The organism is Polymorphospora sp. A560, assembly GCF_045781765.1.
GTDB classification, from domain to species: Bacteria; Actinomycetota; Actinomycetes; order Mycobacteriales; family Micromonosporaceae; genus Polymorphospora; species Polymorphospora lycopeni.
In genome coordinates, this window is record NZ_CP122282.1 from 8,123,362 (window position 1) to 8,135,950 (window position 12,589).

Consider the following 12,589-nt stretch of genomic DNA (forward strand, 5'->3'; position numbering starts at 1 on the left):
GGGAATCCGTATGAGCACCGAGCAGCCGAAGGTCTCCGACCGGGGCACGGACACCGGCCCGGCCGGGGCGACGAAAACCGGCGAACCGGTCGCCGAGCCGCCGCCCGTCGCTCCGGAGGCCGCCGCGTCGGAGCCCGCGAAGCCCACGACCGAACCGGCCGTGGACCGGCCGGCGAAGCCCGGCACGGCGGCTGGCACGTCCGGCTCGACGGTCGACGCCCCGGCGAAGGCCGACGACGCGGCTGCCAAGGCCGACAGCGGGACCGCGGCCCCCAAGGACGACCCGGCAAAGGGCGACGGGGACACGGCGAAGGAAACGGCCAAGGACAACCCGGCCAAGGACAACCCGGCCAAGGACCGTGCGAAGCCCGTCCCCGTGGCCGCGCCCGGCGACCCGTTCAAGCCCAGCGAACGGGCCCGGCTCGCGGCGGAGGCCAAGGAGGCGGCACGGGCGAGGCGCGCCGCGAAGGCGAAGGCGAAGGCTGACGCCAAGGCGGCTGCCAAGGACAAGGCGGGCACGCAGACCAAGCCCGATGCCAAGGGCCAAGCGGGTGCGGAGGTCAAGCCCGGCGCCAAGGATCCGGCGGCCGCCAAGACGGACCCGAAGGCGGCCGCCCCGGCGGCCACGATGACCGTCGTGAAGAAGGTCAGCCTGGTCAAGCCCGGTGACCGCTGGTCGGCGTTCGCACCGGCACCGCTCACCGTGCCCGGCCGCATCCGTCGGGTCGTCCACGCCATCGGACGCGGGCTGATCCACGAATGGACCCTCGCCGCCGTCGGCGCGGTCGTGCTGGCCGTGCTGATGACCTGGCCGACGCTGCGCTACCCACAGCACACGATCCCCCAGGACATCTGGGACCCGACCCTCCAGGCGTGGCAGATGGCCTGGTCCGGGCACATCCTGTTGACCGACCCCAGCCAACTCTGGCACTCCAACTCGTTCTTCCCGGAACGCTGGTCCTTCGCCTTCTCCGACACCCTGCTCGGCTACGCGCCGGCCGGCATGATCGGCGACGGCCCGGTCGCCGCTCTCGTCCGCTACAACATCATCTTCGTGCTGGTCCACGCACTGGCGTTCTTCGGCGCGTACGTGCTGGCCCGGCAGCTCGGGGCCGGCAAGACCGGGTCCGCGGTCGCCGGTGCCGCGTACACGTACGCGCCGTGGCTGCTCTCCCAGGCCGGCCACCTGCACGTGCTGTCCAACGGTGGCATCCCGCTCGCGCTCGCGATGCTGGCCCGTGGCCACGGCTGGTCGCTGAAGCACGGCTACCGCCCGGAGCGGCGGCACGCCGGCTGGGCGCTCGCCGGGTGGTTCGTCGCCGCCTGGCAGATCAGCCTCGGGTTCGGCATCGGCCTGCCGTTCGTGTACGTGCTGGCGCTCATCGTCGTCGTGACAGCCGTGATCTGGCTGGTCCAGCGGTTCCGGTCCACCGGCCCGAAGCGGCCGTTCGGCATCAAGCTGCTGCTCGCCGACCTGTTCGGCGGTGCGGCGTTCGCCGCGACCGGGCTGGCACTGTCCATCGCCTACTTCAAGGTCGCCGAACTCCACCCGTCCGCCCGGCGGTCGGTCGGTGACCTGGAACTCTTCTCGCCGCCGGTCGGCGGCTTCTTCACCGCGCCGCCCGAGTCGCGGATCTGGGGCGAACTGCACGCCGGCGCCCGCGAGGCACTGCCGTGGAACGCCGAGATGACGCTGCTGTCCGGCTTCGTGCTCTACGCGCTGGCCGCCGCCGGACTGGTCTTCTCCATCTGGACGGTGCGTCAGCGGCTTCTCCTGCTCGCCGCGGTGCTGGTCAGCGCCATCCTCTCGATGGGCACCCAGTTCTTCGGCGGGACGTTCACCTACGTCGCGCTGTTCGAGACGTTGCCCGGCTGGGACGGTCTGCGGACCCCCGGCCGGCTGGCGATCTGGACCACGCTGTTGCTCGCCATCCTGGCCGCCGGATCGGTCAGCGCCCTCGTGGTCCGGGCGAAGGAAACCGCGGCCGAGCGGGTGCCGGCCCGCCCGGGGCCGTGGCTACGGCTGGCGACCCTGCTGCCTCTCGCGCTGGTCCTGGTCGAAGGGCTGAATGTCACCCCGCATCCGATCGTGCCGGCCCAGCCGGCGGCGTTCCGCCAGGTCGACGGGCCGATGCTGGTGCTGCCCAGCAACCAGGGCGTCGACCAGCACGTGATGCTCTGGTCGACCAGCCGGTTCCAGCCGGTCGTCAACGGCGGCAGCGGCTTCACCCCGCGCCGGCTCACCGAGATCCGCGAGGCGACCGCCAGCTTCCCCGACCAGGCGAGCGTCACCTACCTGCGGGACATCGGGGTACGCACGGTGGTGCTGCTGCGCGACCGGGTGGCCGGGACGCCGTGGCAGACCACCATCGACCTGCCGGTCGACTCGCTCGGCATCCAGCGCGAAGACGTCGGCGAGGTTGTCGTCTTCCGGCTCTGACCCAGCGTGGCGGTCGCCGTCGACCGGCGACCGCCACGGGTGGAACGCGCTACTGGGTGCCGGCCACCGACGCCGGTACGGGCAGCGGGGCCGGATCACCTCGACGGCGACGTAGCCACTCGGCGTCGGGTGCGCCGTCGAACACCCCGCCGTCGGGATCGTCGTCGTACGTCCGCCGGACCCGGTCGTCCTCGGGCTTGAGGATCTCGCGGATCACGAGCACGCACAGGACGACGACGGTGATCAGGCGCAGTGACGCGGCGAGGACGAACACGCCCTCCGGAAAGACCTGCTTGCCCCCTGCGCCGAGCAGTTCGCCGTAGAAGGCGACGAAGTAGCCGACCTCCGCGAGTTGCCAGGCGAGGAACGCACCCCACTTCGGCCGGGCGAGCACGATCAACGGAAGCAGCCACAGGTTGAACTGCTGCGACCAGACCTTGCTGGTGATCAGGAAGGCGGCGACGACCAGGAAGGTCAGCGCGGCCAGCCGGGGCCGCCGGGGCGCGAGCAGCCCGAGCGCCCCGATCCCCAGACAGGCCAGGAAGAACAGGGCGTACGACACGTTGTTGAGCGTCGGGATGTTGTCGCTCAGCCACTGGAAGGGTCCCTGGTCGCCGGGTGACCCGCTGTTCCACTTCCCGTCGAGGTAACGCCCGATGTACCACAGCGTGCCCCAGTCGATCGGGCGCTCGGTGTTCAGCTCGAAGAAGCGGTTCCAGCTCTCCCGGTAGGAAAGCGCCACCGGCAGGTTGAGCAACACGATCGTCACCAGGGTCGATCCGGCGGTGACGAGCACCTGTCTGAACCGGCCGGTACGCAACGCGAGCACGAGCAGCGGGCCGAGGACGAACAGCGGCCACATCTTCGCCGCCGCCGCGATGCCGAGCAGGATTCCGGCGGCCAGGGGTCGCTGTTTCGCCCAGGCGTACAGGCCGAAGGCGGCGAACCCGATGACCAGGAAGTCCCAGTTGACGGTCGCGGTGACCAGCAGCGCGGGGGACAGGGCGAACAACGCCGCGTCCCAGGGTCTGCGGCGACGCAACGACAGGATCACCGCGACGGTGGCGACGGCGAGGACGCAGAGCACCAGGGCGTTGAGGTTGTAAAACCACATCGCCTGGTTGATCTCGGGACGGTCGCTGCCGAGTTCGTGCACCGGCAGCCCGAGGATCCCCATGAAGTAGCCGGTGACCACCGGGTATTCGACCGGGTGGTCCCGGTAGGGAACCTTGCCCTCGTTGAGGCCCTCGGCGTAGTAGAGCGCGAGCACGTCGGTGTAGCAGAACCGGGTGTACTGGACGTTGTTCTGCCAGGCACCGTCCTGGCAGGGCGACTTCTGCACCCAGTGCAGCGCCAGCGTCAGGCAGACCAGGGCGAGCACGATCCGGCTCGCGGTCCAGAACCCGCCGGACCACCGGCCGCCCGGCGCGTCCTGGCGGACGGCGTGCTCGCCGAGCGGACCGCCGATCGCCTGGGACAGCCCCTTGACGAAGCCGTCCGACCTGGACGGATGATCGATCTTCTCCGCCCCGTCGTCCGGTTCGTCGGTACGCGGCTCCGACTGCACGGTCATGACGCCGGCCGATTGATTCGCTCGCTCATGACTGGGAATCCTGCCCCACCGGAGGCCTGTTCGTCCCGCCTGTCCCGGGGAAAGTTCCCCGAAAACGGCGTCAGCGGCCGGGCAGAGGCCCGGCCGCCGGCGCGTCGTCCACCGCGGACTGTCGTTACCGCCACCTGGTCGGCGTCGGGGTCGGCCTGATCAGCCCGTCGAACGGGTTGTCGTCACCGCCGCCACCACCGCCCGGGTTGCCGCCACCACCTGGGTTGCCACCGCCGCCCGGGTTGCCGCCGCCACCGGGGTTGTCGCCGCCACCTGGGTTGCCACCACCGCCCGGGTTGCCACCACCTGGGTTGCCGCCCGGGTTGTCACCGCCCGGGGTCGGGCAGGTGATCCGCAGCGGGTCGGTGCATTCGGGGGTCGTTGGCACGACAGGCGGCGGCGACACACCATTGGCCGCCGGGTGGTTCGGGTCGCCGGTGCTCTTCTTCTCCTTGAACGATTCGTTCTTGAGCTTGAGCGCGGCGTGCGCGTCCTCCATGAACTTGTCCCAGATCGCCGCCGGCGTGCCGGCACCACCCATCGCCCTGCCGTTCGCCTCCTTCACCGCCTCACGCTTGCCCTTGGTGCCGACCCACACCGCGGAGGCGATCTGCGGCGTGGCGCCGACCATCCAGGCATCGCCGTTGTCGCTCGTGTTCTGCCGGAGTTCCCAGGTGCCGGTCTTGCCGGTCGCCGGCCGGCCGCCCTTGAGCCCCTTGCCGATGTTGCCCGGGATCTTCTGCAGCACGGCGTTGAGCGAGTCCATCTGCTCGGGCTGGAAGACCTCCTTGGGCTTCAACTGCTCGCCGCCGACCTTGACCCATTCGCCGGCCGAGTTGCGCTCCTCGACCAACTCGATGAAGTGGGCCTTGTGGTAGGTGCCCCGGTTGGCCAGGGTCGCCACCCCGTTGGCGTGGTCGAGCACGGTAATGCCGTACTGGCCGTAGCCGATCTGCTTGTCGAACTGCGACGGCGCGACGTCCGCGGGCTTGCTCTCCAGCAGGTTGATCGCCTTGGCGTCGTTGTTCCACATGGTGCGGATGCCGGCGTCGCGGGCCGCCTCCACGATCTTGTCCGGTCCGAGTTCCTTGGCGATCCAGTAGAACGGCGCGTTGTACGACTCGATCGTCATTTCCTCCAGCGAACACCACTTGGCACAGGAGTGCGTACGGCCGGCGTTGGAGATCTCGAAGTCGCCGTCCTTGATCTTCGTCGAGTCCCAGTGCGTGTCCATGGAGATGTTGGCCTTGAGAGCCGCCGCCAAGGTATAGACCTTGAAGGTCGAGCCGGGGGCGTGACCACCGGTGGTGCCGCCGTCGTTGGCGCCCGCGTAGTCGTAGTCCGTGCCGCTCTCACCGCCGTAGTAGGCGAGCACCCGGCCGTTGTTCGGATCCACCGCGACCAGGGCGGCCATGTAGTTCTCGGGCAGCTTCGACATCGGCGACGTCTTGGACGCCCGGCGGGACGCCTCCTGGGCCGCCTTCTGCACCCTGGGATCGATGGTGGTCTTGATCCGGTAGCGGCCCTTGCGCCAGTCCGTGATACCCATCGCCTCGAGCTCGTCGCGGACGTAGTTGATCACGTTTCCGGACGGGGTGTTGACGCCACAGTCGGTGGCGCAGGACTTCTTCGGGTCGTACGTCTTGAGGGTCTCTTCGGGGAAGACGGCGGCGGCCCGCTCCTCAGCGGTGATCCACTTCTTGTCCAGCATGTTGTTGAGCGTGTAGTTCCAGCGCTCCTCGGTGGCCGGCCGGTTGACCTGCGGGTCGTAACCCATGTGGCCGGTGACCCGGTCCGGCTCCGGCTGCTTGATCACCGATGCGAGGACGGCCGCCTCCGACGGGGTGAGCGCCCCCTTCTCGCCGGGCGGGATCAGGACCGACTTCCCGAAGTAGGTCTGGGCGGCGGCCTCGATGCCGTAGCTGCCCCGGCCGAAGTAGATCGCGTTCAGGTAGTAGCCGAGGATCTGCTGCTTGTCGAGTTCCTGTTCGAGCTTCGAGGCGAGCAGCGCCTCGCGGAGCTTACGGCTGTAGCTGATGTCCGTCAGTTCGGCCACGTGCCGGGCGTACTGCTGGGTGATCGTCGAGGCACCCTGGGTCGCACCGCCGGTGAAGTTGTTCCACGCGGCGCGGGCGATGCCCTTCATGTCGATGCCGGTGTGGTCGAGGAAGTTCTTGTCCTCGGCCGCCATCACGGCGTTTCCGACGACCGGCGAGATCTTGTCGGCCGGGACGATGGTGCGGTTCTGCTCACCGAGTTTCGCCAGCTGGCTGCCGTCGGCGTACATGATCGTGGTGGTCTCCGGCTCACCGAAGTCGGTCGGCGACTTGACGGTGGTGGAGAACCAGGCCAGGCCGACGACGCCCGCCCCGGCCAACATGATCATTACGGCGAACGAGGCGATCAGCAGGTTGATCCGCTTACGCCGCTTGGCCTTCTTGCTCGGCGGGCCGCTGCGCCGGTTCCGGCGTCCACCGGATCCGGAGTCGTCGGGTCCGTCCGGGCCGAAACCACCCGGCCCCTTCGGACCGCGCGGGCCGCCCGGGCCCGAACCGCCCGGTCCGGCCGCCGCGGGTGTCACCGGACGGACGGAGGCCCGTCCGACGGTCGCCCGACCGGCGACCGGCGCGGCGCCGACGGTGGCCCGCCCACCGGCCCGGTCACCGCCGGGTCCGGGTACGACCGCGCGTCCGACCTGCGCCCGACCGGCCGGCGCGCTCCCGGTCCCGTTACCCGGACCGTTCACCGACGCACTGCCGACCGACGCGCTACCGACCGAAGCGCTGCCGCTGGCCGAACTGCGGGCCGACGCGCCGCCAACCGAGGCACTGCCGACCGAGGCGCTACCGACCGACGCACTGCCGACCGAGGCGCTGCCCACCGACGCCCGGCCACTGGAGGCGCGGCCGGTGGCCGCGGCGCGGGGAGGGCCGGGCTCGCTGTAGCCCGCCGCGGCCCGCGGCACCTCGAAGCCGCCTGCCGGCTGTGCCGGCGAGTCGAATGCGTCCTGGCCAGAACGCCGGTACGGGTTCTCGGCCTCGGATCCGGAGTCGCCGTCGGAGCCGGAGATCCGGGCTCTTCCACGCGCGGAACTGGGGTCGCCGTACGAGTTCATTCCTCACACCCTGCCGGTCGCGGTGGTTCGCGGCTGCGACACCACCGGTTTGCCGTGAGTTGGGACACGCTGCGGCGCCGATCTACGGCGGCCATATGCAGCTTTATCTGCAATAACCGGACTTATCCGGTTGACGATCTGCCGGGCGTTACGTTTTTGGTCGAGCGCCGTCGGGGCCAGGGGGACAGTGGTCACCGGCCGGCCCCATGCCTTCGTTCCGGTGTGACACCGCCGCCCGATGCCGCCATTGGCTCGGCCGTGGCCTGCTCGGAGTCGAGCAGACCGTCCCGGCCAAGCAGGAACTGCTCGACGAGGTGGTTCCAGTCGCAGGCCCGGCAGACTTCCACCACGTAGACCTGAAACTCACGCAGCGTCATCGCCAGCAGGGACAGCTCGGCCCGGTTCCGGGCCTGGCCGGCCGACTGCTTGAGCTCGTCGCCATAGATGTAGTGCACCAGCGTGAGGTTTTCCTTGCGGCAGATCGGGCAGCGGTCCTCGGTTGGTTCGCCGTGGAACCGCGCGGCGTTCTTGAGGTACGGCGAAGCGTCACACACCTCGTAAGTGCCCACCCGGCCGGAAAACACCTCGCGCAGCAGCGACCGCCGCCGAAGCGAGTAGTCGACCGCCTGCCGCTGGGTACGCATGGGCAGAAGGGTACGCGGTCCGGCCGAACGAGGCGACCACTCGCCGGTCATATACGGCGTCGACAGGACCTTCGCACCCCTACCGCATCACATCGTCAATCACTGTACGTAACATCCGGTGCGCAAAATCGGGGGTTTGCCCGCATCCTATTCGGCGACTAACGTTGCGATGTATCGGGCCGATACATCGGTGCGTCCCACCCCGGGAGTGGGTCGAGCGCCACCGGCGTGGATGAGGAAGGCAGGGCCGTGCTCGAACTCGCCATCCTCGGCCTTTTGCAGGAATCTCCCATGCACGGCTACGAGCTACGGAAGGAACTCACCGCCAAGCTGGGAGCGATCCGGGCGGCGATCAGCTACGGCTCGCTCTATCCGACCCTGCGTCGGCTGCAGGCGGCCGGGTGGATCAGTGAGACGGGCGACACGCCGACCGCCACCGAGGAGGTACCTCCCCTGACCTCGCGGCGTGGCCGCGTCGTCTACCGGATCACCGCAGAGGGCAAGGAACGTTTTGCCGAACTGCTCGCGCAGGCCGGCCCCGAGACGTACGAGGACACCGGCTTCGGAGTGCACTTCGCATTCTTCGCCCGCACCGACCAGGCCACCCGGCTGCGGATCCTGGAGGGTCGCCGGCGCAAGGTCGAGGAGCGCCGCGAAGGTCTGCGCGACGTCCTGAGCCGTGCCGCCGAGCGACTCGACGCCTACACCCTCGAACTGCAACGCCACGGCCTGGAGGCCTGTGAGCGTGAGGTTCGGTGGCTGGAGGAGCTCATCGCCAACGAGCGCTCCGGCCGGGCCCCCCGAACGGGTGGGCCACGAGAAGAGACAAGCCCGCCTCCGCCTGGGCAGTCCAGGAAAGAGCCGGAGCGGCCGTGATTAAGAAGGAGGCAAACGCGATGGGCTCCGTCCGCGTCGCCATCGTCGGTGTCGGGAACTGTGCTTCATCCCTGGTCCAGGGGGTGGAGTACTACCGCAACGCCGACCCGAACGACCGCGTCCCGGGTCTCATGCACGTCACCTTCGGCGACTACCACGTATCCGACGTGCAGTTCGTCGCGGCGTTCGACGTTGACGCCAAGAAGGTGGGCATGGACCTCGCGGAGGCGATCGTCGCCAGCGAGAACAACACCATCAAGCTGTGCGACGTGCCGCCGACCGGCGTACTCGTGCAGCGTGGCCCGACCCTCGACGGCCTGGGCCAGTACTACCGCGAGATCGTGCAGGAGTCCGACCAGACCGAGGTCGACGTGGCCCAGGCGCTGCGCGACGCGCAGGTCGACGTCGTGGTGTCCTACCTGCCGGTGGGTTCGGAGCAGGCCGACAAGTTCTACGCGCAGGCGGCGATCGACGCGGGTTGCGCGTTCGTCAACGCCCTGCCGGTCTTCATCGCCTCCGACCCGGAGTGGGCGCAGAAGTTCGTCGACGCCGGCCTGCCGATTGTCGGTGACGACATCAAGAGCCAGGTCGGCGCGACCATCGTGCACCGTGCGCTGGCCAAGCTGTTCGAGGACCGCGGGGTCGAACTGCTGCGCACCTACCAGCTCAACTTCGGCGGCAACATGGACTTCATGAACATGCTGGAGCGCAACCGCCTGGTCTCGAAGAAGATCTCGAAGACCCAGTCGGTGACGTCCCAGGTGCCGCACGAGATGGCCAAGAGCGACGTGCACATCGGCCCGTCGGACCACGTGCCGTGGCTCGACGACCGCAAGTGGGCGTACATCCGCCTGGAGGGTCGCTCGTTCGGTGACACCCCGCTCAACGCGGAGCTGAAGCTCGAGGTGTGGGACTCGCCCAACTCGGCCGGCGTCATCATCGACGCGGTCCGGGCCGCGAAGATCGCGCTGGACCGCAAGATCGCCGGTCCGATCATGTCCGCGTCGAGCTACTTCATGAAGTCGCCGCCGGTGCAGTACGCCGACCACGAGGCCCACCAGGCCGTCGAGGACTTCATCGCCGGCAAGATCGCCAACTGAGCGACCGGAACGCGTCCGGGGCCGGGTCCGTACGGGACCCGGCCCCGCGCCGTCGTCGGCCCCGCGTCGCCGACGGTGGGACCGTTCAGGACCAGGCCCGGCGCAGGGCTACGCCCGCCTCCAGTTCCAGGAGGTGGCGCTTGCGCGGCAGCCCGCCGCCGAAGCCGACGAGCTTTCCGCCCGCGCCGACGACCCGGTGACAGGGCACGATGACCGGGATCGGGTTGCGGTTGCAGGCGGTCCCGACCGCCCGGGCCGCGCCCGGATCGCCCACCGCGCGGGCGATCTCGCCGTACGTCCGCATCTCGCCGTACGGGATCAGCGACAGTTCCGCCCAGACCGCGCGCTCGAAGTCGCTGCCCCGCCGTACCGACAGCACTCCGGTGAAGGTGGTCAGCTCGCCGGCGAAGTAGTCGCGAAGCTCCGTCAGGGCGTCGGCCAGTGGGCCGGCGTCGACTTGCGCCGGGTCGGCCGCCCCCTCGACCGGGCCGAAGTGCACCCCGCAGATCCCGGCGGCGTCGACGCCGACGGACAGGTCGCCGATCGGCGAGTCGAGTACGGCCCAACGCATGGCCCCATTGTCCCGCACCGCCCGGACGTCCCCGAACGGGTGCGAGCGGGCGGCGACGCACCGTGACCGAGGTACGGCACTGCGGGATCGTTGCAGGTGATCGCTACCCTGCAGGCGTGGACACCGCGACGATCGTCTTCTTGGTCATCGGTGGAATCGGCGTCGCGCTGATGGCGGCGGGCCTGCTCGGCGGTGAGCTGCTCCACTTCGGCCATCCCGACGTCGATGGACCGGTGTCGCTGGAGATGATCGCCGGATTCGTCGGCGCGTTCGGATTCGGTGCCGCGATCGCCAATGAACTCCTCGGTGGTGACACCCCCGGGCTGATCGCCGGTGCGGCCGGTGCCGGGCTCGTCGCGGCCGTACCCACCGCGTGGCTGGCGGTGCGCCTGGCCCGGGCGGCTCGTGACATGCGTACCGACGCCACCCCGACCCGCGACGACCTGGTCGGATCTCTCGGGATCGTGGTCACCCCGATCCCGGCCGGCGGATACGGCGAGGTGCGGATCCAGCTCGGTGGCCAGCAGGTCAAGTTCAGTGCCCGGGCCGCCGCCGCGATCCCACTGGGTGCCTCCGTCTTCGTGGTCGAGGCCCCGACCGACACGAGTGTCTTCGTCGAGGAGACCCAAGTCATCCAATAAGTCCGAGATTCCCTATATATGAGGACGGTCCGATGACCCCACTGCTCATCGCGATCGGCGGCGGCGTGCTGCTGATCTTCATCCTGGTGCTCTTCGTGCTCTCCCGGATCAAGGTGGCCGGGCCGAACGAGGCCTTCATCGTGACCGGCCGCAAGGGCCGTACGACGCAGGGCGCCGACGGATCCCGCTCGACCGACAACTCCGGCCAGAAGGTCGTCATGGGCGCCTCGGTGTTCGTGCTTCCGGTCGTGCAGAAGCTGCAGTCCCTCGACCTGTCCAGCCGGCGGATCCACGTCGAGATCCAGGGCGCGGTCAGCAAGCAGGGCATCCGGGCCAAGCTGCAGGGCGTCGCGATCGTCAAGGTCGGCGGCAACGAGGGTGCCATCCGGGCCGCCGCCCAGCGGTTCCTGCACCAGCAGAACGAGATCGAGGAGTTCACCCGCGAGGTACTGGCCGGTGCGCTGCGCTCCATCGTCGGCCGGCTCACCATCGAGGAGATCATCCGCGACCGGGCGGCGTTCGCCAGCGCGGTGGCCGAGGAGGCCGAGCACTCGATGACCAACCAGGGGCTGGTGCTCGACACCTTCCAGCTCCAGGACATCTTCGCCGAGGGCACCTACCTCCAGGACCTGGGCCGTCCGGAGGCCGCCCGGGTGCTCAAGGACGCGGCCATCGCCGAGGCCCGCGCCCGGCAGGCCGCCGAGCAGGAGCGGCTGCTGGCCGAGGAGGCCATCGCCGAGGCCAACCGCAACCTGGAGCTGAAGCAGGCCTCGATCCAGGCCGAGATCGACGCCGCCAAGGCGAAATCTGCGGCGTCCGGCCCGCTCGCCCAGGCCGAACGCGACCAGGCGATCCTCTCCGAGCAGCAGAAGGTCGCCGAGCGCAACGCCGAACTGAAGGAGCGCCAGCTCGACACCGAGGTCCGCAAGCCCGCCGACGCGGAGCGGTACAAGGTGGAGCAGGAGGCCGAGGCGGCCCGTAACGCCGCCGTGCTCGGCGCCGACGCGCAGCGGCAGGCGACCATCGCCGCCGCGCAGGCGCAGGCCGAGCAGGCCCGGCTCACCGGTGAGGGCGAGCGGGCCCGGCGGGCCGCGCTCGCCGAGGCCAACGCCATCGAGGGTGCCAAGGAGGGTGAGGCGGAGCAGCGCCGCCGTACCGCGATCGCCGAGGCCATCGAGCGGGAGGGCCAGGCCGAGGCCGCCGCGATCCTGGCGAAGGGCCAGGCCGAGGCCGACGCGATGGCCCGCAAGGCCGAGGCGTTCGCCGCGTACGGCGAGGCGGCCGTCCTCGACCTGCTGGTCAAGATGCTGCCGCAGGTGGTCGAGGCGGCGAGCGCCCCGATGGGCTCGATCGACAAGATGACCGTCATCTCCACCGACGGTGCCTCGTCGCTGACCAAATCGGTCGCGAACAACGTCGCCCAGGGCCTTCAGCTCGGCACCGACCTGACCGGCATCGACCTCGCCGGCCTGCTGGCGAAGCTCGGCTCGAACGGCACCGGGACCGCGGACGGCGACGGCCGGGTCCTGGACAGCGCCCCGAAGAACTGACCACCAACGACAGAGAGCGCCGCCCCCGGTTCGGGGGCGGCGCTCTCGC

General features: G+C 69.9%; 10 protein-coding genes. 6 read left to right on the forward strand and 4 right to left on the reverse strand.

Features of this window, described 5'->3' with window-relative positions:
- Window positions 1-10: 10 nt before the first annotated feature.
- Window positions 11-2,440 carry a hypothetical protein gene (locus QCD66_RS36600; protein WP_375732603.1) on the forward strand — a complete coding sequence of 810 codons (2,430 nt, stop codon included), beginning with the start codon at window positions 11-13 and terminating at the stop codon, window positions 2,438-2,440.
- Between the two features lie 49 nt (window positions 2,441-2,489).
- On the opposite strand, the gene QCD66_RS36605 is transcribed toward QCD66_RS36600, so the two are convergent.
- Together QCD66_RS36605 and QCD66_RS36610 are read right to left on the reverse strand one after the other, a co-directional pair.
- Window positions 2,490-4,013, reverse strand: coding sequence for a glycosyltransferase family 87 protein (locus tag QCD66_RS36605; protein ID WP_375732602.1), 1,524 nt, complete (start codon window positions 4,011-4,013; stop codon window positions 2,490-2,492).
- Window positions 4,014-4,167: 154 nt separating this feature from the next.
- Window positions 4,168-6,624, reverse strand: coding sequence for a transglycosylase domain-containing protein (locus tag QCD66_RS36610; protein WP_375732601.1), 2,457 nt, complete (start codon window positions 6,622-6,624; stop codon window positions 4,168-4,170).
- A 58-nt stretch (window positions 6,625-6,682) separates the two neighbouring features.
- Between QCD66_RS36610 and QCD66_RS36615 the strand changes: the two genes are divergently transcribed.
- Window positions 6,683-6,988 carry a hypothetical protein gene (locus tag QCD66_RS36615; protein ID WP_375732600.1) on the forward strand — a complete coding sequence of 102 codons (306 nt, stop codon included), beginning with the start codon at window positions 6,683-6,685 and terminating at the stop codon, window positions 6,986-6,988.
- Between the two features lie 361 nt (window positions 6,989-7,349).
- Here QCD66_RS36615 and QCD66_RS36620 read toward each other — a convergent pair whose 3' ends face one another.
- Entirely contained in the window at window positions 7,350-7,802 is a 453-nt protein-coding gene (locus QCD66_RS36620; RefSeq protein WP_357535131.1) for a DUF5318 domain-containing protein, read from the reverse strand.
- Between the two features lie 249 nt (window positions 7,803-8,051).
- Here QCD66_RS36620 and QCD66_RS36625 point away from each other — a divergent pair, with 249 nt between their 5' ends.
- Window positions 8,052-8,678, forward strand: coding sequence for a PadR family transcriptional regulator (locus QCD66_RS36625; protein WP_357535133.1), 627 nt, complete (start codon window positions 8,052-8,054; stop codon window positions 8,676-8,678).
- Window positions 8,679-8,698: 20 nt separating this feature from the next.
- The gene (locus QCD66_RS36630; protein ID WP_357535135.1) at window positions 8,699-9,778 is read left to right on the forward strand and encodes an inositol-3-phosphate synthase; all 1,080 of its coding nucleotides are present in this window, start codon (window positions 8,699-8,701) and stop codon (window positions 9,776-9,778) included.
- Between the two features lie 85 nt (window positions 9,779-9,863).
- On the opposite strand, the gene QCD66_RS36635 is transcribed toward QCD66_RS36630, so the two are convergent.
- Entirely contained in the window at window positions 9,864-10,349 is a 486-nt protein-coding gene (locus QCD66_RS36635) for a methylated-DNA--[protein]-cysteine S-methyltransferase (protein WP_375732599.1), read from the reverse strand.
- A 170-nt stretch (window positions 10,350-10,519) separates the two neighbouring features.
- On the opposite strand from QCD66_RS36635, the gene QCD66_RS36640 reads away from it, so the two are divergent.
- Window positions 10,520-10,990: a hypothetical protein gene (locus QCD66_RS36640; RefSeq protein ID WP_375732635.1), complete on the forward strand. Its 471-nt coding sequence runs from the start codon at window positions 10,520-10,522 to the stop codon at window positions 10,988-10,990.
- A gap of 32 nt (window positions 10,991-11,022) precedes the next feature.
- Window positions 11,023-12,540 (forward strand): SPFH domain-containing protein, encoded by a 1,518-nt coding sequence (locus QCD66_RS36645; RefSeq protein ID WP_364213234.1) that lies wholly within the window; start codon window positions 11,023-11,025, stop codon window positions 12,538-12,540.
- Window positions 12,541-12,589: the final 49 nt, after the last annotated feature.

Excerpts from the sequence above, each read along its gene's own strand:
- QCD66_RS36605 (WP_375732602.1), bottom strand. The coding sequence starts at position 4,013 with ATGACCGTGCAGTCGGAGCCGCGTACCGACGAACCGGACGACGGGGCG.
- QCD66_RS36635 (WP_375732599.1), bottom strand. The coding sequence starts at position 10,349 with ATGCGTTGGGCCGTACTCGACTCGCCGATCGGCGACCTGTCCGTCGGC.
- QCD66_RS36640 (WP_375732635.1), top strand. The coding sequence starts at position 10,520 with ATGGCGGCGGGCCTGCTCGGCGGTGAGCTGCTCCACTTCGGCCATCCC.
- QCD66_RS36620 (WP_357535131.1), bottom strand. The coding sequence starts at position 7,802 with ATGCGTACCCAGCGGCAGGCGGTCGACTACTCGCTTCGGCGGCGGTCG.
- QCD66_RS36630 (WP_357535135.1), top strand. The coding sequence starts at position 8,699 with ATGGGCTCCGTCCGCGTCGCCATCGTCGGTGTCGGGAACTGTGCTTCA.
- QCD66_RS36645 (WP_364213234.1), top strand. The coding sequence starts at position 11,023 with ATGACCCCACTGCTCATCGCGATCGGCGGCGGCGTGCTGCTGATCTTC.
- QCD66_RS36600 (WP_375732603.1), top strand. The coding sequence starts at position 11 with ATGAGCACCGAGCAGCCGAAGGTCTCCGACCGGGGCACGGACACCGGC.